Origin of the sequence: Pseudomonas sp. NPDC090208 (assembly GCF_044746785.1) — a bacterium.
Classification (GTDB): domain Bacteria; phylum Pseudomonadota; class Gammaproteobacteria; order Pseudomonadales; family Pseudomonadaceae; genus Aquipseudomonas.
In genome coordinates, this window is the sequence record NZ_JBIVCU010000003.1 from 554,755 (window position 1) to 580,657 (window position 25,903).

Sequence of the window (25,903 nt, forward strand, 5' to 3'; positions counted from 1 at the left end):
ACAAAAACAACATGCTCAGGGAGCCCGATATGGAAAAGCTACTCGACACCGTGATGCACGCCGGCCTCAAACGCCGCTGGCTGTTGATCATGCCCATCGTCTTCATCACCTATAGCCTGGCCTACCTGGACCGCGCCAACTACGGCTTCGCCGCAGCCTCGGGGATGGCCGAAGACCTGCACATCACCCCTGGCATGTCGTCGCTGCTGGGGGCGCTGTTCTTCCTCGGCTATTTCTTCTTCCAGGTGCCCGGCGCCATCTACGCGCAGAAGAAAAGCGTGAAAAAGCTGATCTTCGTCAGCCTGATTCTCTGGGGCGGCCTGGCGACCCTGACCGGCATCGTCTCCAACGCCTACATGCTGATCGGCATCCGTTTCATGCTCGGCGTGGTCGAAGCGGCGGTGATGCCGGCCATGCTGGTGTACCTGTGTTACTGGTTCACCAAGGCCGAGCGCTCGCGGGCCAACACCGTGCTGATCCTCGGCAACCCGGTGACCATGCTCTGGATGTCGGTGGTGTCGGGCTATCTGGTGGCGCATTTCAGCTGGCGCTGGATGTTCATCATCGAAGGTCTGCCGGCGGTGATCTGGGCGTTCATCTGGTGGCGTCTGGTGGACGAACGTCCGGCCCAGGCCGACTGGCTGACGGCCGATGAAAAGACCGAACTGCAAGCGCGCCTGGACGCCGAACAAGTCGGTATCAAGCCGGTGAAAAACTACGCCGAGGCGTTCCGTTCGCCCAAGGTGATGCTGCTGGCCGCGCAGTATTTCTGCTGGAGCATCGGTGTGTACGGCTTTGTGCTGTGGCTGCCGACCATCATCAAGAAAGGCATGCAGATGGACATGGTCGAGGCCGGCTGGCTGTCGGCGCTGCCATATCTGGCGGCGGTGATCGGCATGGTCGTGGTGTCGTGGGCCTCGGACAAGCTGCAGAAGCGCAAGCTGTTCGTCTGGCCGCCGCTGCTGCTGGCCGCCTTTGCGTTCTATGGCTCCTATGCGCTGGGCACCGAGCATTTCTGGTGGTCCTACACGCTGCTGGTGATCGCCGGTGCCTGCATGTATGCGCCGTATGGCCCGTTCTTCGCCATTGTCCCGGAAATCCTCCCGGCCAACGTTGCTGGCGGCGCCATGGCGCTGGTCAATAGCCTCGGCGCACTGGGTTCGTTCGCCGGTTCCTACCTGGTCGGTTACCTGAACGGCGCCACCGGCAGCCTCAGCGCCTCGTACCTGTTCATGAGCGGCGCACTGCTGGTATCAGTAGTGCTGACCCTGCTGCTCAAGCCCGACCACTCCCCAAAGCCGCTGCGCGATGAACCCGAGGTTCGTCGCGCCCCTGCACACTCTTGATCAAGGATTAGCGCGAATGAAACCCCATGTGGTGCTGTACAAATCGCTCTCGGCGCCGTTGATGGAACGCCTGCAGGCCCGCGCCGAGGTGACGCTGATCGACAATCCGAAAAGCGCCGACGGCCTGGCCCGCCTGCGCGACGCGCTGCCCGCTGCCGATGGTCTGCTCGGTGCCAGTCTGAAAATCGATGCGTCGTTGCTGGACCTGGCGCCAAAGCTCAAGGTGATCTCCAGCGTCTCGGTGGGGGTCGACAACTACGACATCGATGAACTGAGCCGACGCGGCATTCTGCTGACCAACACCCCCGACGTGCTCACTGAAACCACGGCCGACACCGGCTTTGCCCTGGTCATGGCCACGGCGCGGCGAGTGGTCGAACTGGCCAACATGGTCCGCGACGGTCAGTGGACGCAGAACATCGGCCCGGCGCATTTCGGCAGCGATGTGCACGGCAAGACCCTTGGCATCATCGGCATGGGCCGGATTGGCGAAGCGCTGGCCCAGCGCGGGCATTTCGGCTTCGGCATGCCGGTGATTTACCACAGCCATTCGCGCAAACCGGCGGTCGAGGCACGTTTCAATGCGCGCTATTGCAGCCTGGAAGAGCTGTTGCGTACTGCCGATTTCGTCTGCCTGACCTTGCCGTTGACGGCAGAAACAGAAGGGTTGATCGGCGCCGAGCAGTTCGCCCTGATGCGCCCGGAAACGATCTTCATCAATATCGCCCGGGGCAAGGTGGTGGATGAGCAGGCCATGATCGAAGCCCTGCAAAACCGCCAGATCCGCGCGGCGGGACTCGACGTGTTCGAGCAGGAGCCGTTGTCGGCGGATTCGCCGTTGCTGAAGCTGGATAACGTGGTGGCGACCCCGCACATGGGCTCGGCCACCTTCGAAACCCGCGAAGCCATGGCCCGTTGCGCGCTGGACAACCTGCTCAGCGCGCTGGCTGGGGAACGGCCGAAGGATCTGGTGAATCCGCAGGTCGGGTCACACGCCTGACGCTCTCTCTCCCGCAAACCTGTGGGAGCCGGCTTGCTGGCGAAAGCGTCAGATCAGACGCTGCGATGGCGATGGGTCTATCGTATTCGCCAGCAAGCCGGCTCCCACGGCCTTCGGCCAGAAGCTAACGCCCCGCCTCCGATCAAATCACAAACCGCGTCACCATCGCTTTCAGATCCACCGCCAGTCGCGACAGCTCATGGCTGGCCGCGCTGGTCTGGTTGGCGCCCGCCGCCGATTGCGCCGCAAGGTCACGAATATTGACCAGATTGCGGTCCACCTCCCGCGACACCTGCGCCTGTTCTTCCGAGGCGCTGGCGATCACCAGATTGCGTTCGTTGATCTGCGCGATGGCTTCGGTGATCAGTTCCAGCGCATCCCCGGCCGAACTGGCCAGACTCAGCGTGCTGCGCGCGCTTTCGGTGTTGCGCGACATCGACTGCACGGCCTCGCCGGTGCGGCTCTGAATGCCGGCCACCATCTGCTCGATTTCTGTGGTCGACTGCGCGGTGCGATGGGCCAGCGCCCGGACTTCGTCCGCAACCACAGCAAAACCGCGCCCGGCTTCACCAGCACGGGCCGCTTCGATGGCCGCGTTGAGCGCCAGCAGGTTGGTCTGCTCGGCGATGGCACGAATCACGTCCAGCACCTTGCCAATTTCCCGGCCCTGCTCCGCCAGCCCCTCAACCACCGCTGTGGTCGACTCGATGCGCTGGCTCATGTCCTGAATCGACCGGACGGTTTCCACCACCTGGTCGCGACCCTGATTTGCCGTGCGGTTGGACTGCTGCGACGCTTCAGAAGTCGACACCGCGTTGCGCGCCACCTCCTCGACCGCCGCCGTCATTTCGTTGACCGCCGTGGCTGCCTGTTCGATTTCGTTGTTCTGCTGTTGCAGGCCACGGGACGACTCTTCAGTCACCGCACTCAGCTCTTCAGCCGCCGAGGCCAGTTGCGTGGCCGAGCCGGAGATCAGCTCGATGGTCTTGCGCAGGTTCTGTTGCATGGCCGACAAGGATTTCAGCAAGTGCGCCGCTTCGTCATTGCCATCGACTTGAATGGCTTTGGTCAGATCGCCCGAAGCGATTTCTTCAGCAGCACGTACCGCTCTGGACAGCGGGTTGACGATACTTCGGGTGAGCAGCCAGGCGAGCAATATGGTCATCAGCGCAGCAATGATCGCAACCGCGATAATGGCGATATTGGCGCCGTCATATTGTTCTTTTGAAACCACCGATGCGGCAGTGGCGTTGGCCTTGTTGATGGCGATCAACTGGTTGATCTGTGTCCCCATCAAGTCGGTCGCATCTTTCATCCGGGTATTGATCAAGTTGCGCATCTCCTCGACCTTTTCGTCGCGGGACAGATTCAATACCTGGGCCTGAACATCGAGGAACGTGGCCAGGGTCGATTCGAACTGGCGATAGGTGGCCAACTCTTCGCCTTCGGCCGGCAGCGCGGCGTAACTCTTTTTGGCATCCTGCAATTTGCCGATGAGTTCAGCGATGCGCGTCTCGGTTTCACGCAGGGAGGCCGGTTCGCGGTTGACCAGCGTGCGGAACGAGGTGATGCGCAGGCGCAGGCTGTTTTCCAGCATGTTGCCCAGATAACCGACGCTCGGCAGCTGGTTGGTTTCCATATCGGTGGTCGCCTGGCGAATCAACGCCATGCGGTTAAGTGAGAAAAAGCCCAGGCCGATCACCAGCACGGCGATAAAGGCGAAGCCGAGGAATGCGCGCGGCGCAATATTCATGTTTCTAATCGACATGGAGTGCTCTCTTTACTATCGGGCAGTCGGACAATGGGCATCCGTGCAAACAACGTGTTGAACGTTTGAAGGGCTATCGGCCGCAACCGAAGTTTTATTCAGTAAATTTCGCAATATTTTTTAAATTTCAATGCGATGGATCCAATAACAAACAGCGAAAACGTTTGCCTGTTACATCCGTGATACACCATCAGCTTAGTTGTTATTTTTTCACCGGTTTTTCACATCGACCCGGTACTCTTCAGAGACTTTTTCTATGGACACTTGGAAAGAGCAGATAGTGGCTTTATGCCTTAGTTACAAATAACGTTTCAGCAGCGAGCAGAAGAAATAAAAGGTAATAACCGCGCATGATGCCTGTCATGGAAATGATAAATTTTTTGCACTGTAGGAAATTTTTCCCATTACTGTCAGAACTCAGTGCTACCTTTATTTGACGCATGAACCGTCGGTCCATGCTTCCCCGAACGCGAACTCAAAAAAGGCACCGCCATGCTCTGGCATGCGCGTTGCGCCGTTCTGGCAAGCAGGCTGTCGGGTCTCTTTTTCCTGCCCTGCGGAGCTGACTGAAGTGCTCGATTGAACGAGGTAGGCCCCATGAATAAAGTGACGTTCCCCAACGCCTGCCAGCTGATGCGCTGGCATTTTCATCCGGTCGGCTTTGAGGCCACCATGGATGCGCCCAGCAGTATGGTGGCGCGTCTGTTCGACCGTGCGAGTGGTGAGACGGTGATTGCGATCGCCGGCATCCCTTGTGCGACGGTGATGAATGCGCTGGATGTGGAACGGATCATCGAGGCCATCGAGCTTGAGCTGGAGACGTTTGTGCCGACGCAGGCGTTGTATCTGAATCAGGCGTGATCCCGCGATTCCCTGTAGGAGCTGGCTTGCCCTGCGACCGGCTGTAGGAGCGCGCTTGCCCGCGATCGGCGACGAAGTCGTCGTAAATCCTGTGCACGCGGTGTGTCATTTGGATTGCCGAGTCTGCTAACGCAGCCCTGTTTCGCCTTCGGCACGTTACGCGGACAAATGTAGGAGCTGGCTTGCCCGCGATCGGCGACGAAGTCGTCGTAAATCCTGTGCACGCGGTGTGTCATTTGGATTGCCGAGTCTGCTAACGCAGCCCTGTTTCGCCTTCGGCACGTTACGCGGACAAATGTAGGAGCTGGCTTGCCCTGCGACCGGCGACGCAGTCGTCGTAAATCCTGTGCACGCGGTGTGTCATTTGGATTGCCGAGTCTGCTAACGCAGCCCTGTTTCGCCTGACGGCGAGTTACTTGGAAAAGCCCCAAGTAACCAAGGGCCTTTTTCCCCGCCATACGGTGCCTCGCCACAGGCTCGGCATACCCTCACTCCGGCGACGCTCCGTGGGCCCGCCGCGAATGGGCCATCCATGGCCCCCGCGGCTCTCGCGACATCCTGTCGCTCGACCCACTGCGCATCACCTGCGTTCGGCCTTCTGGAACGGGGCCCCAACATCAAAAGCCAGATCAAAAGCCAGATCAAAAGCCGGCGAAACACAGACTCCCTGTGGAAGCGAGCTCGCCCACGAAGGCGTCCTCAAGATCGCTACCGCCGGCAAGCCGGACTGCTACGGATCAGCGCAAAACCAGCTGTTTGATTCTGGCCGAAGGCCGTGGGAGGGATCCGAGGTTACGAGGGTCGCGAAGGCGGTGGGTCAGACAAACCGATTTCGCGACCGTCCTGTCGTGCTCAAAACCACCACTGCCCACAGCCGGTCCGCTACGAAACAGACGGCGGCATATCCCCTGCCGCCGCCGGGCTTGTCCCGCGCCGATCCTCGAAAAATGCCTTGTCCCCGGCAATCCGCGCTGAAGCCCTGGGCGCTGCGGTTTCGTCGTTGCCAGCCGCGTCGATAAACCAGTAGCAGTGACGTACGGCGCGGGTGATGGCGACGTAGGCCAGGCGCAGCACCTCGTCCTTTTGCGCGTTGTCGAACGCTTCCAGGTCGCCCTCCTTGCCCAGGCCGGCCAGTTGATAGACCTGGTTCTTGTACGGCGATTGGGTCAGGTGCTGGCAGTCGCCGAGCAAAAACACGGCATCGGCCTGCAGGCCCTTGGAGCTGTGGTAGGTCAGTTGCTTGAAGCGGCGCGACTGCGGCGGCAATGCGAAGTCGGCGTCGGACAGGGCCTGTAGCGCCTCGGGCAGTTTGTGTCGCTCACTGCCCTTGCGGTACAGCAGCAGCACCGAATCGCCAGCGTTGTAATGCTCGACCACACTGGCCAACAGGTGCTCGTCGTTGCGATCCAGCACCGTCACCGGCAGCAGTTCCTGCACCGGCCCGCTGGCTTTGGCCTTTTTGCCGCTGATCGCCGGGGCGGCGCGGACGATGTGCTCGGCCGCGTCGATGATGTGCTGGTGGCTGCGGAAGTTGTCGCTGAGCATGACCTTGGTGGTGGCCGGCGAGGAAAATTCCTTGGCGAATTCCATGAAGAATTTCGGCGAGCTGCCACGCCAGCCATAGATCGATTGCCAGTCGTCGCCCACGCACAGCAACGACGAACGCTGCGCACCGCGCCCCGTGTGCAATGACGAACCACGGCTGCGGATTTCCCGCAGGCTCGCCCGCAACCAGGAGACGATCTGCGGCGAGACGTCCTGAAATTCGTCGATCATCAGGTGCGACAACGGTCGCAAGCCTGCATCGCTGACCAGCTTGAGGTTTTCCGGCGAATTCTCGCCGAACAGCGCGAACATGCGGTTGTAGGTCATTACCGGCGGGGTCTGCGCCAGCAGATGGTCTTCAAAGGCTTTCCAGAACAGACTCAGGGCTTCGAAGAAGAAGCGGTCCGGGTCCTGATCGGAAAAGCTCATCTGCGCCACGGCGGCCGGCACGTCCAGGCCCAGGTTCTCGATAAAACCGGCGGCGGCAACGAAACAGTCCAGCAGCGGCGCCGCCGTCAGTTCGCCCTTGACCTTGTAATCGAAGCCCGGCCCCGCCACCGCCGCGCCGGACAGCGATTGCATCATGCCGCGCGAGGCTTCGTAGTTTTCCAGCCAGATCACCGGCTTGCGGCAGAACGCCTGGAACAGCGTGCGCTTGATCACCCACTCGGCCCACACCGGCAGCTTGGCGTCGGGGCGGCGCAGGTGCTGGTCTTCGCTAGGGTCGAAGCCGAGCACGATCCATGCGTCCAGTTCGGCGGCGTAACCGTGGACATGAAAGGTCAGGCCGCTGACTTCGACGGTCTGGCGCATCGGTTCAACGCCCTGGATCGGCCAGGCGCCGGCGCGAATCCACAGGTCTTCGATGACGTCGCACAGTTCTTCATCGCGCTTGGACGACAGGCCCATCACGGTGATGCGTTTCTGTACGTCGGGGTGATCGCGGTCCAGTTCCTTGAGTTGCAGCGAGTGACGGTACAGCGGCGCGATGACCTCGCGAAAACGCGGGTTGGCCGCATACAAGTCGCGATAGCAGAGGTTCATCTGCTGACGCTGAGCGTCGTTGATGCGCAGGTCGAACGGGTTGCTCTCGGCCGGGTCATCGAACAGGCTGCCGCTCTGGCTGCTGAGGTTCTCGAACGCCTGCAGCTGCTCGAAACCCGGCAGGCTGCGCACCAGCGGCAAGATCCGCGAGTGGAAGGTACGCACCACCTCGCGGGCCTGACGCAGCGAGAGATCGAGCCCCCACAGGGCCATGATCTCGATCAGCTTGTTGATGAAGTCCTGGCGCGACTCACGGGTGAAGGTCACCACGGTCATGGCGTCCAGTTCGAAACCCAGGTAGTGATGCAGCAGCAATACGCGCAGCACCAGCGAGGTCGATTTGCCGGCACCCGCGCCGGCAATCACGTACGTCGACGGCGTGTCGCTGAAAATCATCTTCCACTGCGCGGTGGTCGGCTGGGCATGGGCCGGCAGTTTGTCTGCCACATCGGCCTTGATGCGCTTTTTCAGCTCGTTGTTCAGCGGCAGACGCCAGTCATCGAACAGATGCTCGTCGACCTTCGGCCCGCGATGATTCTGCGGACGGGTGTCGCGAATCACCAGCACGCGGCGGCCTTCTTCGATACCGTCCAGACGCCCTTCGGCATAGCCTTCGTCCATGCCCTCAAGGTGGCCGTTGAGGAAACCGTCGGCGTGGCCCTGCTGCCACGACGGCACATGCTGTGCCTGCAGGCGGTTCAGCAGGCGACCGGTCATGCGCGCCAGCAAACGCTTGAACAGCGGCAGGCGCTCAGGGACGCTCAGGTCAGGCGGCAGCTGATGAAAGGCATCGGCGGGTTGTTTGTGGGCTGGCTCGGCAGAAAAATCGTGCGGCACGCGGGCTCCGGATATCAGCTTGAAACGACAAAGGCGCCTATGGTCGCGCCATTCGCCGCCAAGCTCCAGCGAAATGCTTTGCGCTCATGGAGTTAGCCGATCAAGTGCAGGTAAAGGTGCAGCATCACAACGCCAAACCAATCTGATAATTCGATCATATCAACGCAAAACTTACGCTTTTTTTCGATATTGGATTACCGGATCATCACTCCATCGACTAACCAGCGGCGCCGTGACACGAGCTCCAGCCCCGCTACGGAGGAACTGATCATGCTGCAACTGCGACCTTTCAAATCCCTCGGCGGTGCCAACCATGGCTGGCTGAACGCGCATCACCACTTCTCGTTCGCCAACTACTACGACCCGAGCCGCATGAACTGGGGCCAACTGCGGGTGTGGAACGATGACGTGATTCAGGCCGGCACCGGTTTTCCGCGCCACCCGCACCGCGACATGGAAATTATCACCTACGTTCGTGAAGGTGCGATCACCCACGAAGACAGCATGGGCAACAAGGGCCGCACCGAAGCCGGTGACGTACAGGTGATGAGTGCCGGTACCGGCATCGCTCACAGCGAGTACAACCTGGAGTCGAAAGACACCAAGATCTTCCAGATCTGGATCATGCCGGACGAAGTCGGCGCGCCGCCTTCCTGGGGTGCCAAGCCGTTCCCGAAAGCCAACCGCGAGGGTTTCGTGACCCTGGCCAGCGGCAAGGCGGATGACGACATCGAACTGCGCATTCGGGCCAACGCCCGCTTGGTGGCGGCCAACCTGAAAGCCGGTGAAACCGCCGAGTACACGCTGGACGAAGGCCGCCGCGCCTATCTGGTGCCGGCCACCGGCCTGATCGAAGTCAACGGCCTGCGCGCCGCGGCTCGGGATGGCGTGGCAGTGGAAGATGAGCGTGTGTTGCGGGTGACCGCCGTCGAAGACAGCGAAATCGTGCTGGTCGACGTGGCTTGATGGGGTAATGCGGTTTTACTCATCACATACCCTGTAGGAGCCGGCTTGCTGGCGAACGCGTCGGGTCAGAAACGACAACGTTGACTGACCCACTGCGTTCGCCAGCAAGCCGGCTCCTACGGGTTTGATATCTACCGCCAGTTCAGGGATGCCGCAAACGACATCCGCTCCCACAGCTGTTTCTGACGGCTTGCCGGCGGTGGCGAATCAACAGACGCCACCGCCAGCAAGCCATACTGGATCACTTCGGCGCGATCGCCGCATCCACCAGCAATTGCGCTTCGGCCACCAGGCGTTTGAGGTGCTCCTCGCCCTTGAAGCTTTCCGCGTAGATCTTGTAGATGTCTTCGGTGCCCGACGGACGCGCGGCGAACCAGCCGTTGGCGGTCATGACTTTCAACCCGCCGATCGCCTGATCGTTGCCCGGCGCCTTGCTGAGGATCTGCTCGATCTTCTCGCCGGCCAGTTCCGTGGAGGTCACTTGCTCCGGCGACAGCTTGCCGAGCAGCGCCTTTTGCTCGAAGTTGGCCTTGGCCTCGACACGGGTGGACACCGGCTCGCCCAGTTCATCGGTCAGCGCCTTGTACATCTCGCTCGGATCACGGTCTTTGCGTGCACGGATTTCGGCCGCCAGCAACGACGGAATCAGGCCGTCCTTGTCGGTGGTCCAGACCGTGCCGTCACGGCGCAGGAACGACGCACCGGCGCTCTCCTCGCCACCAAAGCCCAGCGTGCCTTCGAACAGCCCTTCGGCAAAGAACTTGAAGCCCACCGGCACTTCGTACAGGCGACGGCCCAGACGCGCGGTCACGCGGTCGATCATACCGCTGCTGACAACGGTCTTGCCGACGGCGGCATCAGCACGCCAGTCAGGACGGTTCTGGAACAGGTAGTCGATGGACACCGCCAGGTAGTTGTTCGGCGCCAGCAGGCCACCGGTTGGGGTGACGATGCCGTGGCGGTCGTGGTCCGGGTCGCAGGCGAAGGCCACCTGGAAGCGGTCCTTGAGGCCGATCAGCCCCTGCATGGCGAAGTTGGACGACGGGTCCATGCGCAGCTTGCCGTCCCAGTCCACGCTCATGAAACGGAAGGTCGGATCGACGTACTTGTTCACCACTTCCAGATTCAGGCCGTAGTGCTCGGCAATCGCCGACCAGTAACGCACGCCCGCGCCACCCAGCGGATCGACGCCCAGACGCAGACCGGCGCCACGGATGGCGTCCAGGTCGATGACGTTTTTCAGGTCGGCGACGTAGGTGTTGAGGTAGTCGTGGCGATGGGTGGTGTCGGCACGCAGGGCCTTTTCATGGCTGATGCGGATGACGCCGGCAAGCTTTTCAGCCAGCAGTTCGTTGGCCTTGGCCTCGATCCACTTGGTGATGTGCGAATCGGCCGGGCCGCCATTGGGCGGGTTGTACTTGAAGCCGCCACTTTCCGGCGGGTTGTGCGACGGCGTGATGACGATGCCGTCAGCAAGGCCGGTGCTGCGGCCCTTGTTGTAGCAGATGATGGCGTGGGACACCGCCGGCGTCGGCGTGTATTCGTCACCTTCGGAAATCATCACGTTGACGCCGTTGGCCGCCAGCACTTCCAGCGCCGAGGCAGCAGCCGGGGTGGACAGCGCGTGGGTGTCGGCGCCCAGGAACAGTGGACCGTCGATGCCGTTGGCCTGACGGTACAGGCAGATGGCTTGGCTGATGGCCAGTACATGCCACTCGTTGAAGCTCAGGTCGAAAGAGCTGCCACGGTGGCCGGAGGTACCAAAGGAAACCCGCTGGGTCGCGACGGACGCGTCAGGCTGACCGGTGTAGTAGGCGGTCACCAGGCGGGGAAGATCGACCAGCAATTCTGCAGGCGCCAGTTTGCCTGCGAATGGACTGATACTCATGCGAAACCTCCGTGGATGGAAAAATGAAGCTGCGAGAAAGGAAAAATCCTACGCCGCGGCAGTTTACTGGCACTTGGACCGCTCTGCTCGGGTATTGATCCGTAACGATTTGAGGCGATTGCCGACAAGCATTTATAGCTGCCACCAAGCCGGCAGCAACTGCTGAATCCGCCGCTCGGCAAAACGATCGTCGATCAGCATCACCACCCCGCGATCCTCCTGTCCGCGAATCACCCTGCCCGCCGCCTGCACCACTTTCTGCAAGCCGGGGTAAAGATAGGTGTAGTCGTAGCCCGCGCCGAACAATTGACCCATGCGCAGTTTCATCTGCTCGTTGACCGGGTTGATCTGCGCCAGCCCCAGTGTCGCGACAAAGGCGCCAATCAGGCGCGCCCCCGGCAGATCGATGCCCTCGCCGAAGGCCCCGCCCAGCACGGCAAAACCAATGCCCTGGCTGTCCGGGGTAAAACGATCGATGAACGCCTGCCGCTCGCCTTCGGCCATGCCCCGCGACTGCTGCCACAGGGGAATCTGCGAGTAGGTCGCGGAGAACAGCTCGGCCACCTGTTGCAGATAATCGAAGCTGCTGAAAAACGCCAGGTAGTTGCCGGGCCACGCCTGGAACTGTTGCGCCATCAACTCGACAATCGGCGCCAGCGACGCCTGGCGGTGCTGATAGCGCGTGGAAATGCGGCTGACGATCTGCACGTCCAGTTGCGCCCGCTGAAACGGCGACTCGACATCCACCCACACGGTGGTTTCCGGCAGCCCCAGCACATCGCGGTAATAGTGCCGAGGGTTGAGTGTTGCGGAAAACAGCACGGTGCTGCGCGCCGCCGTCAGGCGTGGCTTGATGAAAGCAGCCGGCACCACGTTGCGCAGGGTCAGCCGCGACAACGCGCGATTGCCGTGGGTGTCGCGCTTGTGAATGTCGAAGAGAAAGTGCTCGTCGAACAGTTCGGCCACGCGGCCGAACTGGATGGCCTCGAAGTAGAAGCTTTGCAGTTCGCCATTGGCCGCGTGCGGATGGTCGTTGAAGTAATCGCCGAAGGCGCTGACGCACTGCCCCAGGCTGCCGAGAAACTTCGCCGGGGTGTCGGGATAGGCCTGATACGCCGCCGTCTGCTCCTTGTGCAGGGCATTCCATTCGCGATTGAGCCGCTGCAAGGCTTTCTTCAACGGTTCCGGTGCGGTCTTGCGCAACTGGTTGACGCCCTGCTGGTCCAGCCCGGCGCTGTACATCTGCCGGGCGCGGTCGACCAGGTTGTGCGCCTCGTCCACCAGCACCGCCACCCGCCACTGGTTGAGCTGGCAGAGGCCGAACAGCAAGGCGCTGAGGTCGAAGTAATAGTTGTAATCGGCGATCACCACGTCCGACCAGCGCGCCAGCTCCTGACTCAGGTAATACGGACACACCTGATGGCGCAGGGCGACGTCGCGCAGCCCGGCCTGATCCAGCCACGGCGCGACCAGTGCCTCGCTGCGGGCTGCCGGCAGACGGTCGTAAAAACCTTTCGCCAGCGGGCAGGCGTCACCGTTGCAGGCTTTGTCCGGGTATTCGCACGCCTTGTCCCGTGCTACCAGTTCCAGCACGCGCACGGTCAATTGCGGCGCGCTGCGGCGGACCACACTCAAGGCGTCGAGGGCCAGTTTGCGTCCCGGGGTCTTGGCCGTGAGGAAGAACACCTTCTCCAGCTTCTGCGTCGGCATGGCCTTGAGCATCGGGAACACCGTGCCGATGGTCTTGCCGATGCCGGTCGGCGCCTGGGCCATCAGGCAGCGGCCGGTGCTGACGGCTTTATAGACCGATTCGGCCAATACCCGCTGGCCGCTGCGAAATTCGCCGTGGGGAAATGCCAGCTCGCGCAGGGCATGGTTGCGCGCTTCGGCGTGAGCCATTTCCTGCCGAGCCCAGGCCAGAAAAATCGTGCACTGCTGATCGAAGAACGCTTTGAGCTGGTCGACGCTGAAACGCTCGCGGATCAGGGTTTCCCGTTCGCTGACGATGTTGAAATACACCAGCGCGATGTTCACTTCGGTCAGGTTCAGTTGCTGACAGATCAGCCAGCCATAGACCCTGGCCTGTGCCCAATGCAATTGCCGGTGATTGGCCGGCATGGCATCGAGTTCGCCGCGGTAGGTTTTCACCTCTTCCAACTGATTGAGCGCCGGGTCATAGCCGTCGGTACGACCGCGCACGGTCAGTTCATGAAAACTGCCGGACAGCGCGACTTCCGACTGATAACCCTCACCTCGCCGCGAGGCCACCGTGCGATGCCCGGCGATGCCTTCCTGAGCCGTGGGTGACGGGGTGAAACGCAAATCCAGATCGCCAGCCTTGGCGGTGAATTCACACAGCGCCCGCACCGCAACGGTATAACCCGGCGGCGCATCGACCAGCAGGTCGGAATCAGGATGGGGCTGGGGAATGGCGGTCACTGGGCGAGTCGGTCTGAAGGCACGAATACTGGACGGACGTACAGATAACAGTTGCAGGGCACATCTGGCAAACGGAAATGGATCGACGGGCTGGCCGACAGATACGCCATTCACAGTCCCGTGGGAGGGAGCCCTGCTCGCGAAAGCGGTGGGTCAGGTGCTGCTACGTCAACTGGCAGACCGCATTCGCGACCGTCGTAACCTCCGATCCCTCCCACAGGTTTGCGGAGATTCACAGCATTCGCCAGCAAGCCGGGCTGCTACGCGTCAGCTTCCGCCCTCGCCTCCCGCGCCGCCATGATCCGCGGCAGGTTCTGTTCGATCCATGACGTCAGGCCGTCGACCTGTACGGCCACTTCCCGGCCCAGCGGCGTCAGGCTGTATTCGACATGGGGTGGCACCACCGGCAACGCCTTGCGGTCGACGAAACCGTCCTGTTCCAGGCTCTGCAAAGTCTGCGACAGCATCTTTTCGCTGACCCCGCCGATCTTGCGCCGCAGCTCGCTGAAACGGTGCATACCGTCGAGCAACACCACCAGCACCAGCACGCCCCAGCGGCTGCAGACATGGTTGAGAATTTCCCGCGACGGACAGTCTCGGGCCAGCACCTCACCCGAGCGGATGCGTTCCAGCAGCGAGACACCGTCCTGCAGCGGTTCAGACAAATCGTTCATGCCACTTACCTTTTTGTACGTACTTACCAAAGGTTAGCATGATGTCTATGCTGATCGCACATTCATCAGCCGCAGGACTTCATCATGTTTGTGATCACCGGTGCATCGGGTCAGCTTGGCCGTCTGGTTATCGATCAGTTGCTGAAAACAGTGCCCGCCGGGCAAATCGTTGCCGCCGTGCGCAGCCCGGAAAAAGCCGCCGATCTCTCCGCCCTTGGTGTACAGGTGCGCAAGGCTGATTACGCGCAGCCGCAGACGCTGGACAGTGCCTTCGACGGCGCGGAAAAGATCCTGTTGATTTCCTCCAGCGAAGTCGGCCAGCGCGTCGGCCAGCACAAGGCAGTGATTGCCGCCGCCCAACGCACCGGGGTCAAGTTGCTGGCCTACACCAGCGTGCTGCATGCCGCCACCTCCCTGCTGGGGCTGGCCGAGGAGCATCGGCAGACTGAAGTGGCCCTGAGCGAATCCGGCCTGCCGGCGGTGGTGCTGCGCAATGGCTGGTACAACGAAAACTACACCGCCGGGATTGCCGGGGACCTGGCCCACGGCGCGCATTTCGGTTGCGCGGGCGAAGGCCGCATCAGCTCGGCAGCCCGTGCCGATTACGCAGCGGCGGCCGTGGCCGTGTTGACCGCCAGCGAAAGCCAGGCTGGCAAGGTGTACGAACTGGCGGGCGACGCGGCCTACACCCTGACCGAGTTCGCCGCCGAGGTTTCGCGGCAGTCCGGTCAAACGGTGGCCTATACCAACCTGGCCGAAGCCGAATACAAGGCCGCTTTACTGCAAGCCGGCCTGCCGGAGTTCGTCGCTGAATTGCTGGCCAACTCCGATGCCGCCGCAGCCAAAGGTGCTCTGTTCGATGAAGGTCGCCAGTTAAGCCGCCTGATCGGTCGGCCGACCACACCGCTGGCGGTGAGTGTGGCGGCCGCGTTGGCTCGATAGGCCACATCAGACGGTTAGCCCTGTGGGAGGGAGCTCTGCTCGCGATAGCGGTGGATCAGTCAGCACAATACTGTCGGCAATGACGCCATCGCGAGCAGAGCTCCCTCCCACAGGCGACGCGGGGTGCAACCGACACAATGCCAATGCTCTGTCGAACCCTCCCAACCGCTCTGGCTCAAGGCCTGCCGGTCCATGAAATCTGCTGTCAGCGGCCAGGAAAGGTTGCAAGCTAACGATTTTCGCCCGTAATCTTGCCGGCTTGTTTCGCTGTGCCAGGGGCCGGGTCCGATGTCTTCCGTTTTCAATGTACTGTTGCCGATCTTCGCCCTGATTCTGGTCGGCTACCTGTGCCGCCGTACCAACCGTCTTGGCCCCACCGCCGCCTCGGAAATCAACCGCATGGTGGTCTGGCTATGCCTGCCGGCGCTGCTGTTCAACGCCACCGCGACGGCAACCTGGGAGCAGATCTGGCACCCCGGATTCGTCTTGGTGTTCACCCTGTCGACGATGATCATGTTTGTCGTCACCCTGCTGATCCGGCGCAAGAAGGCCGGGCATTTCGCTGACGCCAGCATCGACGCGCTCAGCGCCTCCTACGCCAACACCGGCTATATCGGCATTCCGCTGTGCGTGATGGTGCTCGGCCAGAACGGTCTGGAGCCGGCGCTGATCGCCTCGTTGATCGTGGTTTGCGTGCTGTTCGGCATCGCCTTGGTGTGTATAGAAGTCGGCCTGCAAAGCGAGGCGTATGTACACCGCATCGTGATCAAGGTGCTGGTGGCGCTGGCGAAAAACCCGTTGGTGGTGTCGCCGGTACTCGGCGCCTGCTGGGCGGCGAGCGGCGTGGCGCTGCCCGGTGCGCTGGCAAAATTTCTCGGCCTGCTGGGTGCGGCGACCACACCCTGCGCGCTGATTTCGCTGGGCCTGTTTCTCGCCCACAAACAACAAGGCCCGCGCCATGGCACGAGCCTTCTGGTGTTGATCAAGCTGATCGCCCACCCGCTGCTGACCTGGTTTCTGGCCTTTCGGGTGTTCCACCTGCCACCGCTGTGGGCCAACTCGGCACTGCTGCTCAGCGCCCTGCCCACCGGCACCGGCCCATTCATGCTGGCCGAGTACTACAAGCGTGAGGCATCGGTGGTCTCCAGCACCATCCTGATTTCCACACTGGGGTCGCTGGTGACGTTGTCATTGTGCATCTATTACATCAACGGCTGATGGTTCGGGCGAACGCGGTCCCCGAGCCGCCTTTGCTTCTGGCCGGAGGCCGTGGGAGGGAGCCCTCCCACACAAAAACGCAGCACACCCTGTAACAGCCTGGCTTATCAGACAAACATCCCGCCCGATGCCTCGATGCGCTGCGCGGTGATCCAGCGCCCACCATCACCCAGCAGCATCGCAATTGCCGCGCCGATATCGTCTGGCAAACCGGCTCGGCCCATGGCGGTGTTCGCCGCAACCCAAGCGTTGACCTCGCCGTTGTCGCGCACTGTGCCGCCACTGAAGTCGGTTTCGATAGCGCCAGGTGCCAGTGCATTCACGGTGATGCCGCGAGGCCCCAGTTCGCGGGCCAGATAACGGGTCCACACCTCAATAGCGCCCTTCATCGACGCATACGCCGCGTAACCCACCGGCGAAAACCGCGCCAGCCCGGATGACAGGTTGACGATACGCCCGCCGTCGGCGATCAGCGGCAGCAACTTCTGGGTCAGGAAAAACGGCCCCTTGAAATGCACGCGCATCAATTCGTCAAACTGCTGTTCGGTGGTTTCCGCGCAACTGGCGTGCACGCCGATCCCGGCGTTGTTCACCAGAAAGTCAAAACGCTCGGCCTTGAAGTAGGCGCTGAGCAGCGCCGACACCTGGCTGGCGAAGGTGTCGAAGCGGCTGCTGTCACCGACATCCAGTTGCAGCATCTTGGCCTTGCCGCCCAGTGCTTCGATTTCCGCCACCAGCGAATGCGCTTCGTCCTCTCGGCTGCGGTAAGTGCCGATGATGTCCACGCCCTGCCGCACCAGATGCAGCGCAGTGTTGCGGCCCAGTCCACGGCTAGCGCCAGTGATGATTGCGATTTTGTTGCCCATGTCGGTTACCTCGATGGTGAGTAGGCGGTCAGTGAGTAACAGCGTATTGTTCGATGAAGTTTCGATAAACACGCACCAATCGACATGACTGGTCGGCCATTACGAACAATAGAGATCACCTCCCATGAACAAAATGGAGCTGCTGAAGACCTTCGTCCGCGTGGCGGAGCTGTCGAGTTTTACCCAGGCCAGCGATGCCCTGGGCCTGCCGCGCTCCAGCGTGTCCGAGCAGATCCGTACACTGGAAGCGTTGCTCGACACCCGGCTTCTACTGCGCACCACGCGCAAGGTGCAAACCACGCCGGACGGTCAGGTGCTGTATGAACGCAGCAAGGACTTGCTGGCGCAGATGGACGAGTTGGAAAGCCTGTTCCGCCAGGACAACGCCGCGCTCAGCGGGCGTCTGCGGGTGGACATGCCCACCGCCGTGGCGCGTCGGTTGGTGATGCCGCGTCTGGGCGAGTTCATGGCCCGCCACCCGCAGATCGACCTGGAAATCAGCAGCACCGACCGCCGCGTCGATCTGGTCCGCGAAGGCTTCGATTGCGTGATGCGCGTCGGCGAGCTGTCCGACACCACGCTGGTGGCGCGTCCCGTCGGCCACTTCAACATGATCAATTGCGTCAGCGCCGGTTACGCGCAGCGTTTCGGCGTGCCGCAGAGCCTGGACGACCTGCAGCAGCACCGGCTGATCAACTACGTACCGGCGTTCGGTGCCAGCCCCGCGCTGTTCGAATACCACCGCGACGGCAAGGACCATCGTCTGGCGATGCCGTGCAGCGTGACGGTCAACAACATCGAAGCCTACGAAGCCAGTTGCCTGGGCGGGCTGGGCATTATCCAGGTGCCGCGCCTGGCCAGGCAGCATCATCTGAACCGTGGCGAACTGATCGAAATCCTTCCCGACTTCCGGCCTTCGCCCATGCCCGTGTCGCTGCTCTACGCCCATCGCCGCCACCTGCCGGAGCGCTGCCGGGTGTTCATGGACTGGCTGACGCAATTGCTGTTCGACTACGGCGTGGAGCAGTGAGCCTGCGGTGCTGAAAAACCGTTACGCGATTTTTTTAAAAATATTTTTGTCCGGTTGTAACCGTTTGCTTCGTCACGGCGAACTACCTTTCGGATCGGATGCACAGCGTTATTGAAACGCGGCGCGGCCACCACCCTCAATCAAGGTCATCGGAGAAACAACATGAACAACCTCAAAATCGCTGCTGTCGCTCTGGCTTTCGCTTCCATGGCTTCCGGTGCCATGGCCGCCGAGAAAACCGCCGCTCCGGCAATGGAAAAATGCTTCGGCGTGGCCATGGCCGGCAAGAACGACTGCAAGGCTGGCGCCGGCACCACTTGCGCAGGCACCGCCAAGACCGACTACCAGACCAATGCGTGGAAAAACGTGCCAGCCGGCACCTGCACTTCGATCAAGACCCCGCACGGCACCGGCTCGCTGACCTCGATGTAAGTCGCCGCTGCACCGACACGCAAACGTAAACATCCTTGCACGGACAGACGTCGATCATGAACACACCCCGCACACTGGGCGCCGGACTGGGCCTGAAGGCCGATCACTACGAAGCGGCGCATGACTGCGCCGCCAACGGGATCTGGTTCGAAGTGCATCCGGAAAACTACATGATCGACGGCGGTCCGCGCCTGGCATGGCTGGAAACCATCGGCAGCCGCCATCCGCTGTCGCTGCACGGTGTGGCGTTGTCACTGGCGGCGGATTGCGCCCCCGACAGCGACCATTTGCAGCGGCTCAAGGCCCTCGCCGACCGGGTCCAGCCGGCCCTCGTTTCCGAACACCTCGCCTGGTCCACCTGGCGGGGTCAGTACCACCCCGATCTGCTGCCGTTTCCGCGTACCCACGAGGCGCTGCAACGGATCGCCGACAACATCCAACGCACTCAGGACGCACTGCATCGGCGGATTGCCATCGAGAACCCCAGCCACTACTTGCACCTGGACGGCCATGAATTCGGTGAAATCGACTTTCTTGCCGAGCTGAGTTCACGTACCGGCTGTGGCCTGCTGCTGGACATCAACAACGTGTTTCTCAGCGCCCACAACATGGGCTACGACGCCAATGCTTACGTAGATGCCTTTCCCGCGGCGGCGATCATGGAAATCCACCTCGCCGGACACAGTGCCGACCCTGGTGGCGCGCCGCTGTTGATCGATTCCCACGACGCGCCGGTGGCTGAGCCGGTGTGGTCGCTGTACCAGCGGCTGATCCAGCGCGTCGGCCCGCGCCCGACCCTGATCGAGCGCGACGACCAGTTGCCGCCGTTCAACGAATTGCTGCTGGAGCGCGACCGTGCGCAGGCGCTGCTGGAGGCCTTGTCATGACCCGCTTGTTGAGTGCCTTTCAGGACGCCTTCATCACTGCCTTGTATGACGCCGACAAGCACAGCCTGCCGGAGCTGACGGCGCAGGCCGGTTTCAGCGTGTACCGCAACACCGTGCTCAAAGGTGCGGTGGATGCATTGCTCGCCAACTTCCCCACCGTGGAACGGTTGGTGGGGCGGGACTGGTTCGTGGCGGCGGCATCTGTGTATGCCCATCAGTCGCCGCCAGTCGATGCCAGGTTGATTCATCACGGTGCAGACTTCGCCGACTTTCTCGATCACTTCGAGCATGCCCGCGAGCTGCCTTATCTGGGCAATGTCGCGCGTCTCGACCGGCTGTGGATCGCCAGCCACAGCGCTGTCGATCAACCCGGCATCGACCTTGCCTACATCGCCAGCCTGAATGCGGAGCAACTCACCGCATTGCGCCTGACGCCCCGGGCATCTGCACGCTGGGCCTGGTTCGACGACCAGCCGGCATTCACCCTCTGGCGCCACAATCGCGAACACACTGACCTGCCCGACCCGCTGGACTGGCATGGCGAGGGCGCGTTGCTGGTGCGCAGCCACGGTGTAGTCGGCTGGCAGCCACTGGACATGGGTGGCTGCGCCTTTCTCGATGCCTGCGCCGCCGGGCATCCGCTGGCCCTGGCGGCACAACACGCTGAAGACCGTCAGCCGGGGCTGGACATCCTTGAACTGCTGACACGGCTGGTCAGTGCCGACGTATTCGCCCTGACCGACTCCGCCCACTGACTCACGGGAGACCACCATGGACACTTTGCACACCCGACTGGCGCCACACAGATCTCTGCGTCAACGCTGGGAGCGCCTGACCGACTGTCTGCACACGCTGATCAACGACTCGTTGTTGGCGCTGATCGCCCGCTTCGCCATCGCCGGGGTGTTTCTGATGTCCGGGCGGACCAAGGTCGAGGGTTTTCTGACCATCACCGACAGCACCTACGAGCTGTTTCGCAGCGAGTACAAACTGCCGCTGATCCCGCCGGAAATCGCCGCGCACCTGGCGGCCTACGCCGAGCATCTGTTTCCGACGTTACTGATCCTCGGCCTGTTTTCCCGACTGTCGGCCCTGGCTTTGTTAGGCATGACCACGGTGATCGAGGTATTCGTCTACCCCGACGCCTGGGCCACGCACCTGACCTGGGCGGGATTGTTGCTGATCATCATCGCCAAGGGCCCCGGAGTGATTTCGCTGGACCATCTGCTGAAAAACCGCCGGTAGGCGCCTGGCTTGCCAGCGATAGCGCCTGCAAGGCCGCTACCGCCGGCAAGCCGGACTGCTACGGGACATCCACCCGTTCCTACAGGTGTTATGTACCTGGCGGTAAATTTTGATTCTGGCCGAAGGCCGTGGGAGGGAGCCCTGCTCGCGAAAGCGTCAGGTCAGCCAATGCCGTAGCGGCTGATCCACCGCTTTCGCGAGCAGGGCTCCCTCCCACAAAAGCTCCTGTCTGGCTGACCCAACGCATTCGTCAGCAATGCCGACTCCTACAGCTTCCGGTATTTGCGGCTTACACTGCCCGCGTACTCAACGCATTGGCGATGAATTCGGCCTGTCGGATCGCCAAAGTAACGATGGTCAGGGTCGGGTTTTCACCGGCACTGGTGGTGAACTGGCTGCCATCGGAAATGAACAGGTTGGGAATCTCGTGGCTCTGCCCATACCGGTTGCACACCCCGTCCTGGGCCTTGGCGCTCATGCGACAACTGCCCAGGTTGTGGGTCGACGGGTATGGCGGCACGCGATAGGTGTTCACCGCCCCCACCGATTTGTACAGCGCCTCGCCCTGCTTGAAGGCATGTTCGCGCATCGCCACGTCGTTGGGGTGATCGTCGTAATGCACGTTGGCCACCGCCAGGCCGAACCGGTCCTTAACGCTGTCGTTCAGGGTGATGCGGTTAGTGGCCTGGGGCATGTCTTCACCGACGATCCACATGCCGGCGAGCTTGCTGTACTGCTCCATCACGTCGGTGAATTCCCGGCCCCATGAACCCGGATTGAAAAACGCGGCAAGGAATGACGGCCCCAGGGACAACGTCTCCATCTCGTAACCGCCAACGAATCCGCGCTCGGGCTTGTGGTGGATCTCATCGCCGATCAACCCGGCCATGATCGTGCCACGATAGAAATGCACGTCCTCCTTGAACGCGGCATACACGCTGCCGGTGGTGTGGCGCATGTAGTACTTGCCGACCATTCCCGCACCGTTACCCAGGCCATGGGGGAACATGCTGCTGGAAGAATTGAGCAGCAGGCGCGGCGTTTCGATGGAATTGCCCGCGACCGCCACCACCCTGGCTTTCTGCCGTTGCTGTTTGCCCTGGGCATCGAAATACACCACGGCATTGACCCGGCCCTTGGCGTCGTGTTCGATCTTCGCCACATGGCATTCGGCGCGCAGTTCCAGCTTGCCGGTGGCCTCCGCGGCGGGGATTTCGGTGTACAGCGTCGACCACTTCGCGCCCATCTTGCAGCCCTGGAAACAGAAACCCAGTTGCTGGCATCCGGGGCGGTCCTTGCGTGGCTGGCTATTGATCGCCATGTGCCCGGTGGAACACTCCTTGTAGCCCATCTTCTGCGCGCCGTTGTACATCACCTTGAAGTTGTTGTTGCCCGGCAGACCGGAAATGTCGTTGGTGCGAGTCACGCCCATCTTGTCTTCGGCGCGGGCGTAGTACGGCTCAAGCTCGGCCAGGGTCAGCGGCCAGTCCAGCAGATCGGCGCCCTTCACCGGGCCGTAAGTGTCCAGCGCGCGGAATTCATGCTCCTGAAAACGCAGGCTGGCCCCGGCCCAGTGCGTGGTGGTGCCGCCCACGGTCTTGCAGATCCACGCCGGCAGATTGGGAAAGTCTTTCGCCACCCGCCATGACCCGGAGGTGGTGCGGGTATCGCCCCAGGACAATTGAGCGAAGGAAGGCCATTCGTCGTTGATGAAGGTCCCCGGCGACTGGCGCGCACCGGCTTCGAGCAGCACCACCGCAACGCCTTTCTGGCACAGCTCGTTGGCCAGCGTGCCGCCACCGGCTCCGGAGCCGATGATCACCACCACCGAATCGTCATCGAGATTGTAGGTCGTCATGTTCGCGCTCCTCACACAGGCACGGCCGGACTGGCGTCGGCAGGTGGATTGGGCAGCCATTTCAGGTCGTTGAAACCGCGATGGATGTAACCGCCTTTGGGGAACGACGCGCCTTCGTAGCCGAAGTGCTTGTAGGCCAGTTCGTTGCTGTACAGGCTGCCGACCGAGGTACTGCGCACCAGCGCGAAGAACGGTTGGTTCTGGATGTCCTTGAGGATCGCCAGTTGCTTGTCTTCGGCCAGCTTGCTCCAGTCGCCACCGCCGCGCTGGTCGAGGTCGGCCAGACCTTTTTTCAGGGTGTCGGCGATGCCCGGATCCTGAGAGGCTTTTTCGTCGAGGGCTTTGACGGAAAACGCATAGACCGCGTCTTCCATGGTGTCGTGGGGGAAAATCCGTCGGATGACCAGCAACAGCTTGCTGCCGGTGGCGCTGTCGAGGGTGTTCATCTCCAGCGCCCAGGTCCGGCTTGGAGCGAGCAGTGCAATGGGGCCGGAACCGAACAACAGGGTTCCCAGCAACAACCCGCCACTTCCCTGCAGAAAGCGGCGACGATCGAGCATCAGGTCTGTCATGGCTTTTGTCCTTGTTATTTTTGTTGTCAGTGCAATCAAGCTGTTTTGATAGTAGTAGTGCTGATATCGGGCAGGTAATAGCGCACTACTACACGGGAATATGCATATTCCCGTTATCAATCAGGTCGTTTTGGACAGGCGTGAGGAATGCCCTAACGCGCGCTCGGCGGCCAGGGAAACGGCATCACGAAAACCGGCTCAAGGAGATAAAACGGCACCCACGCGGCAACTGCAAGCGCCGCAGAAAAGTCGCGCTTCCCTCGTCTTTCGGGTCCGCCCTGAAAGGGAATGTGGCTACGCCGGTGGCTCCACTGGCGACTCTACCGGCAGTGCATCCACCGCCATCTCGATCTCGTTGATCGCATCCGGTATCGCCAGCACGTTGTACATCGGGTTGCCGATCATCTCGCTGGCGGCTTCTTCGCACATCTCGTCCAGGTTGATTCCCTTGGCCTTGACCATGCTCAACACAGACCGCAAAGCGATCTCCAGCGCAACTTCCCTTCCTGCGTTCATGGTTCACCTCCTGTGCTGGGTTGAGCGTAGATCACCAATCAGGTCTTGGTAGTAGCTCGCTATTACCTGCCCCCGGACGCGGTTTCCTACACTGGCGCACTCACTCATCACGAGCAGCCTGCCATGTCCTTCGTCAGCGAAACTCAGCCCGGTGTCTGCCTGACGCCCGATGCCGTCACCCAGGATTACGTGTTCAACCACACCATGCTGCGGGTGAAGGACCCCGAGCGCTCGCTGGACTTCTATACCCGTGTGCTGGGCATGCGCCTGCTGCGCAAGGTGGACTTTCCAGAGGCGAAATTCTCGCTGCTGTTTCTGGCGATGACCAAGGGCGACAGCGTGCCCGAAGACGCGTCGGCGCGCATGAGCCACACCTTCAGCCGCGAATCGGTACTGGAACTGACCCACAACTGGGGCAGCGAAAGCGACGACTCGCAGTACCACAACGGCAACAAGGACCCGCGCGGCTTTGGTCACATCTGCTTCTCGGTGCCAGACATCGAAGCAGCCTGCGCACGTTTCGAGGCCCTTGGCGTGCCCTTCGTCAAACGCCTGGACAAAGGCATGAAGCACGTGGCGTTCATCAGCGATCCGGACGAGTACTGGGTGGAAATCGTCCAGGCCGATCTGCTGGGCAATCTGGGACAATGATCAGAAGAACGGCCGCTCTGCTGCAGGGCGGCCGTGACAGCAATCACTTCAATGCAGCAACCACGGCATCGAAGAAGGTCATCGGGTCGATCGGTTCTTTGTCCACCGGCTTGGGTTGGGCACCGAAGGTGACGATCACTACCTTGTTCGCCGGGTTGACGTAGATGTTCTGGCCCTGAATGCCGACAGCCGCAAAGGCGCCATCCTTGATCGACGGCTCGGTCCAGGCCGTCCACCACATGTAGCCATAGTCCAGCTTCTTGCCGCCCTTGAGGGTGGTCGGGTGGGTCGCCTCCTTGACCCAGCCTGCGGGCAGGATCGATTTGCCGTCGATCTTGCCGTCATCCATGAAGAACAGACCGAAACGCCCGTAATCGCGCAAGGTGGCACTGATACCGCTGCCGCCGATTTCCACGCCATCGGGTGAATCGAGCCACCATTTGGCGTCACTTTCCATGCCGAACGGCTGCCAGATTTTCTTCGACAGGTAGTCGGCCAGCGGCATCTTCACTGCGCCACGGACAATCTCGCCGAGAATCTGGGTTTCGCCGGTGCTGTAGTTGTTCACCGTGCCCGGCTCCGCCGCCTTGGGCAGCTTCGCCATCAGTTGCACCGCCGCGCGCGGCTGCTGGGAAATCTGTGCCCTGAGCAAGGCCCGGCGATCAGATGCCGGATCGGTGTAGGTTTCGTTCCATTTGACCCCGGACGACATCATCAACACGTCGCGCACGGTCACGCCGTCGTAGGCACTGCCCTTGAGCTCCGGCACGTAATCGACCACCTGCGAGTCGAGGCCCTTGATCAGCCCGTCATGGATGGCTGCGGCGGTCAGGGTCGAGGTGATGGACTTGGCCACCGACATCGACATCCAGCGGGTCTTTTCCGTATTGCCGCGCTGGTAAGTCTCATAGACGATCTTGCCGTCCTTGATCACCAGCATCGCCGTCACACTGTCCAGCGCCACGTAGTCGTAAAGGTCGTATTTCTTGCCTTCGTAGGTGAAGTGCACGTTGCCCAGCGGTTTGTCGGATTTGGGCAGCGCGTACGGGTGCTCCCCGGCCTTGATGGTGTGGGTGGGAAACAGGCGGTCGATATTGCGATAAGTGCTGACCGCGAGGTCCGGCAACATGGCGCCGTCGTAGATCTGCTCCACCGTGCCGATCGGCTCGTGGGCGTGGGGATAGTCGCTGGACGCAGCCCAGGCGCCGCAGCTGGCGATCATCGCCAGCCAGCCGAACGACAGGCTCAGGGGACGGGGAATGGCGGGTACGAACATAAAGCATCCTTATTTTTTGAACGTCAGGCTTGTTTGCCCGCT

The 25,903-nt window shown here is 61.6% G+C and carries 22 protein-coding genes and 1 pseudogene; 12 read left to right on the forward strand and 11 right to left on the reverse strand.

Features of this window, described 5'->3' with window-relative positions; translation table 11 throughout:
- The first annotated feature begins 53 nt into the window (after nt 1-53).
- Both ACIPL0_RS08180 and ACIPL0_RS08185 read left to right on the forward strand, forming a co-directional pair.
- Nucleotides 54-1,346: an MFS transporter gene (locus ACIPL0_RS08180; RefSeq protein WP_400596022.1), complete on the forward strand. Its 1,293-nt coding sequence runs from the start codon at nt 54-56 to the stop codon at nt 1,344-1,346.
- 16 nt (nt 1,347-1,362) lie between these two features.
- Nucleotides 1,363-2,346 carry a 2-hydroxyacid dehydrogenase gene (locus tag ACIPL0_RS08185; protein WP_400595248.1) on the forward strand — a complete coding sequence of 328 codons (984 nt, stop codon included), beginning with the start codon at nt 1,363-1,365 and terminating at the stop codon, nt 2,344-2,346.
- A gap of 142 nt (nt 2,347-2,488) precedes the next feature.
- Here the strand turns inward: ACIPL0_RS08185 and ACIPL0_RS08190 are convergent, their stop codons facing one another.
- Nucleotides 2,489-3,352, reverse strand: a complete 864-nt coding sequence (locus ACIPL0_RS08190) for a methyl-accepting chemotaxis protein (protein WP_400596020.1) — start codon at nt 3,350-3,352, stop codon at nt 2,489-2,491.
- Nucleotides 3,347-4,114 (reverse strand): annotated as a pseudogene (locus ACIPL0_RS08195) (MCP four helix bundle domain-containing protein); the annotation flags it as partial. The gene ACIPL0_RS08190 and the pseudogene ACIPL0_RS08195, both read right to left, overlap by 6 nt.
- 579 nt (nt 4,115-4,693) lie before the next feature.
- On the opposite strand from ACIPL0_RS08195, the gene ACIPL0_RS08200 reads away from it, so the two are divergent.
- On the forward strand, nt 4,694-4,975 hold the full coding sequence (locus ACIPL0_RS08200) for a DUF1652 domain-containing protein (protein WP_400595246.1): 282 nt from the start codon (nt 4,694-4,696) through the stop codon (nt 4,973-4,975).
- Between the two features lie 882 nt (nt 4,976-5,857).
- Here the strand turns inward: ACIPL0_RS08200 and ACIPL0_RS08205 are convergent.
- The gene (locus ACIPL0_RS08205; protein WP_400596018.1) at nt 5,858-8,281 is read right to left on the reverse strand and encodes a UvrD-helicase domain-containing protein; all 2,424 of its coding nucleotides are present in this window, start codon (nt 8,279-8,281) and stop codon (nt 5,858-5,860) included.
- Between the two features lie 390 nt (nt 8,282-8,671).
- Between ACIPL0_RS08205 and ACIPL0_RS08210 the strand changes: the two genes are divergently transcribed.
- A complete protein-coding gene (locus ACIPL0_RS08210; RefSeq protein WP_400595244.1) occupies nt 8,672-9,367 on the forward strand; it encodes a pirin family protein in 696 nt (231 codons plus the stop codon).
- Nucleotides 9,368-9,608: 241 nt separating this feature from the next.
- On the opposite strand, the gene pgm is transcribed toward ACIPL0_RS08210, so the two are convergent.
- From pgm to ACIPL0_RS08225, 3 genes are all read right to left on the reverse strand, one after another.
- Nucleotides 9,609-11,255, reverse strand: coding sequence for a phosphoglucomutase (alpha-D-glucose-1,6-bisphosphate-dependent) (gene pgm / locus ACIPL0_RS08215; protein WP_400595242.1), 1,647 nt, complete (start codon nt 11,253-11,255; stop codon nt 9,609-9,611).
- A gap of 132 nt (nt 11,256-11,387) precedes the next feature.
- On the reverse strand, nt 11,388-13,685 hold the full coding sequence (locus ACIPL0_RS08220) for an ATP-dependent DNA helicase (protein WP_400596016.1): 2,298 nt from the start codon (nt 13,683-13,685) through the stop codon (nt 11,388-11,390).
- A 269-nt stretch (nt 13,686-13,954) separates the two neighbouring features.
- Complete coding sequence (locus ACIPL0_RS08225; RefSeq protein WP_400595240.1) at nt 13,955-14,368, reverse strand: winged helix-turn-helix transcriptional regulator; 414 nt, start codon at nt 14,366-14,368, stop codon at nt 13,955-13,957.
- A gap of 84 nt (nt 14,369-14,452) precedes the next feature.
- Here ACIPL0_RS08225 and ACIPL0_RS08230 point away from each other — a divergent pair, with 84 nt between their 5' ends.
- Both ACIPL0_RS08230 and ACIPL0_RS08235 read left to right on the forward strand, forming a co-directional pair.
- Complete coding sequence (locus ACIPL0_RS08230) at nt 14,453-15,310, forward strand: SDR family oxidoreductase (RefSeq protein ID WP_400595238.1); 858 nt, start codon at nt 14,453-14,455, stop codon at nt 15,308-15,310.
- 288 nt (nt 15,311-15,598) lie between these two features.
- Nucleotides 15,599-16,528, forward strand: a complete 930-nt coding sequence (locus ACIPL0_RS08235; protein WP_400595236.1) for an AEC family transporter — start codon at nt 15,599-15,601, stop codon at nt 16,526-16,528.
- 107 nt (nt 16,529-16,635) lie between these two features.
- On the opposite strand, the gene ACIPL0_RS08240 is transcribed toward ACIPL0_RS08235, so the two are convergent.
- Nucleotides 16,636-17,394 (reverse strand): SDR family NAD(P)-dependent oxidoreductase, encoded by a 759-nt coding sequence (locus ACIPL0_RS08240; RefSeq protein WP_400595234.1) that lies wholly within the window; start codon nt 17,392-17,394, stop codon nt 16,636-16,638.
- A 124-nt stretch (nt 17,395-17,518) separates the two neighbouring features.
- On the opposite strand from ACIPL0_RS08240, the gene ACIPL0_RS08245 reads away from it, so the two are divergent.
- The 5 genes from ACIPL0_RS08245 to ACIPL0_RS08265 all read left to right on the forward strand — a co-directional run bounded on the left by ACIPL0_RS08245 (nt 17,519) and on the right by ACIPL0_RS08265 (nt 20,988).
- Complete coding sequence (locus ACIPL0_RS08245; protein ID WP_400595232.1) at nt 17,519-18,424, forward strand: LysR substrate-binding domain-containing protein; 906 nt, start codon at nt 17,519-17,521, stop codon at nt 18,422-18,424.
- Nucleotides 18,425-18,586: 162 nt separating this feature from the next.
- A complete protein-coding gene (locus ACIPL0_RS08250; RefSeq protein ID WP_400595230.1) occupies nt 18,587-18,856 on the forward strand; it encodes a DUF2282 domain-containing protein in 270 nt (89 codons plus the stop codon).
- Nucleotides 18,857-18,912: 56 nt separating this feature from the next.
- Nucleotides 18,913-19,743: a DUF692 domain-containing protein gene (locus ACIPL0_RS08255; protein WP_400595228.1), complete on the forward strand. Its 831-nt coding sequence runs from the start codon at nt 18,913-18,915 to the stop codon at nt 19,741-19,743.
- Entirely contained in the window at nt 19,740-20,498 is a 759-nt protein-coding gene (locus ACIPL0_RS08260; protein ID WP_400595226.1) for a putative DNA-binding domain-containing protein, read from the forward strand. The genes ACIPL0_RS08255 and ACIPL0_RS08260 overlap by 4 nt, the downstream gene beginning before the upstream one ends.
- Before the next feature lie 16 nt (nt 20,499-20,514).
- The gene (locus tag ACIPL0_RS08265) at nt 20,515-20,988 is read left to right on the forward strand and encodes a DoxX family protein (RefSeq protein WP_400595224.1); all 474 of its coding nucleotides are present in this window, start codon (nt 20,515-20,517) and stop codon (nt 20,986-20,988) included.
- A 289-nt stretch (nt 20,989-21,277) separates the two neighbouring features.
- Here the strand turns inward: ACIPL0_RS08265 and ACIPL0_RS08270 are convergent, their stop codons facing one another.
- The 3 genes from ACIPL0_RS08270 to ACIPL0_RS08280 all read right to left on the reverse strand — a co-directional run bounded on the left by ACIPL0_RS08270 (nt 21,278) and on the right by ACIPL0_RS08280 (nt 23,934).
- Complete coding sequence (locus ACIPL0_RS08270) at nt 21,278-22,846, reverse strand: GMC family oxidoreductase (protein WP_400595222.1); 1,569 nt, start codon at nt 22,844-22,846, stop codon at nt 21,278-21,280.
- Nucleotides 22,847-22,857: 11 nt separating this feature from the next.
- Nucleotides 22,858-23,418 carry a tat (twin-arginine translocation) pathway signal sequence gene (locus tag ACIPL0_RS08275; protein ID WP_400595220.1) on the reverse strand — a complete coding sequence of 187 codons (561 nt, stop codon included), beginning with the start codon at nt 23,416-23,418 and terminating at the stop codon, nt 22,858-22,860.
- Between the two features lie 294 nt (nt 23,419-23,712).
- Entirely contained in the window at nt 23,713-23,934 is a 222-nt protein-coding gene (locus ACIPL0_RS08280; RefSeq protein ID WP_400595218.1) for a hypothetical protein, read from the reverse strand.
- Nucleotides 23,935-24,057: 123 nt separating this feature from the next.
- Here ACIPL0_RS08280 and gloA point away from each other — a divergent pair, with 123 nt between their 5' ends.
- On the forward strand, nt 24,058-24,585 hold the full coding sequence (gloA, locus tag ACIPL0_RS08285; protein WP_400595215.1) for a lactoylglutathione lyase: 528 nt from the start codon (nt 24,058-24,060) through the stop codon (nt 24,583-24,585).
- Nucleotides 24,586-24,628: 43 nt separating this feature from the next.
- Here the strand turns inward: gloA and ACIPL0_RS08290 are convergent, their stop codons facing one another.
- Nucleotides 24,629-25,861, reverse strand: a complete 1,233-nt coding sequence (locus ACIPL0_RS08290) for a serine hydrolase domain-containing protein (RefSeq protein WP_400595213.1) — start codon at nt 25,859-25,861, stop codon at nt 24,629-24,631.
- Nucleotides 25,862-25,903 lie beyond the last annotated feature (42 nt).

What these genes read in the sequence shown, in the direction of transcription:
- ACIPL0_RS08180 (WP_400596022.1), top strand. Translation starts at nt 54, where the DNA reads ATGCACGCCGGCCTCAAACGCCGCTGGCTGTTGATCATGCCCATCGTC.
- ACIPL0_RS08185 (WP_400595248.1), top strand. Translation starts at nt 1,363, where the DNA reads ATGAAACCCCATGTGGTGCTGTACAAATCGCTCTCGGCGCCGTTGATG.
- ACIPL0_RS08190 (WP_400596020.1), bottom strand. Translation starts at nt 3,352, where the DNA reads ATGCAACAGAACCTGCGCAAGACCATCGAGCTGATCTCCGGCTCGGCC.
- ACIPL0_RS08205 (WP_400596018.1), bottom strand. Translation starts at nt 8,281, where the DNA reads ATGACCGGTCGCCTGCTGAACCGCCTGCAGGCACAGCATGTGCCGTCG.
- ACIPL0_RS08210 (WP_400595244.1), top strand. Translation starts at nt 8,672, where the DNA reads ATGCTGCAACTGCGACCTTTCAAATCCCTCGGCGGTGCCAACCATGGC.
- pgm (WP_400595242.1), bottom strand. Translation starts at nt 11,255, where the DNA reads ATGAGTATCAGTCCATTCGCAGGCAAACTGGCGCCTGCAGAATTGCTG.
- ACIPL0_RS08225 (WP_400595240.1), bottom strand. Translation starts at nt 14,368, where the DNA reads ATGAACGATTTGTCTGAACCGCTGCAGGACGGTGTCTCGCTGCTGGAA.
- ACIPL0_RS08230 (WP_400595238.1), top strand. Translation starts at nt 14,453, where the DNA reads ATGTTTGTGATCACCGGTGCATCGGGTCAGCTTGGCCGTCTGGTTATC.
- ACIPL0_RS08235 (WP_400595236.1), top strand. Translation starts at nt 15,599, where the DNA reads ATGTCTTCCGTTTTCAATGTACTGTTGCCGATCTTCGCCCTGATTCTG.
- ACIPL0_RS08240 (WP_400595234.1), bottom strand. Translation starts at nt 17,394, where the DNA reads ATGGGCAACAAAATCGCAATCATCACTGGCGCTAGCCGTGGACTGGGC.
- ACIPL0_RS08245 (WP_400595232.1), top strand. Translation starts at nt 17,519, where the DNA reads ATGAACAAAATGGAGCTGCTGAAGACCTTCGTCCGCGTGGCGGAGCTG.
- ACIPL0_RS08250 (WP_400595230.1), top strand. Translation starts at nt 18,587, where the DNA reads ATGAACAACCTCAAAATCGCTGCTGTCGCTCTGGCTTTCGCTTCCATG.
- ACIPL0_RS08255 (WP_400595228.1), top strand. Translation starts at nt 18,913, where the DNA reads ATGAACACACCCCGCACACTGGGCGCCGGACTGGGCCTGAAGGCCGAT.
- ACIPL0_RS08260 (WP_400595226.1), top strand. Translation starts at nt 19,740, where the DNA reads ATGACCCGCTTGTTGAGTGCCTTTCAGGACGCCTTCATCACTGCCTTG.
- ACIPL0_RS08265 (WP_400595224.1), top strand. Translation starts at nt 20,515, where the DNA reads ATGGACACTTTGCACACCCGACTGGCGCCACACAGATCTCTGCGTCAA.
- ACIPL0_RS08270 (WP_400595222.1), bottom strand. Translation starts at nt 22,846, where the DNA reads ATGACGACCTACAATCTCGATGACGATTCGGTGGTGGTGATCATCGGC.
- ACIPL0_RS08275 (WP_400595220.1), bottom strand. Translation starts at nt 23,418, where the DNA reads ATGACAGACCTGATGCTCGATCGTCGCCGCTTTCTGCAGGGAAGTGGC.
- ACIPL0_RS08280 (WP_400595218.1), bottom strand. Translation starts at nt 23,934, where the DNA reads ATGAACGCAGGAAGGGAAGTTGCGCTGGAGATCGCTTTGCGGTCTGTG.
- gloA (WP_400595215.1), top strand. Translation starts at nt 24,058, where the DNA reads ATGTCCTTCGTCAGCGAAACTCAGCCCGGTGTCTGCCTGACGCCCGAT.
- ACIPL0_RS08290 (WP_400595213.1), bottom strand. Translation starts at nt 25,861, where the DNA reads ATGTTCGTACCCGCCATTCCCCGTCCCCTGAGCCTGTCGTTCGGCTGG.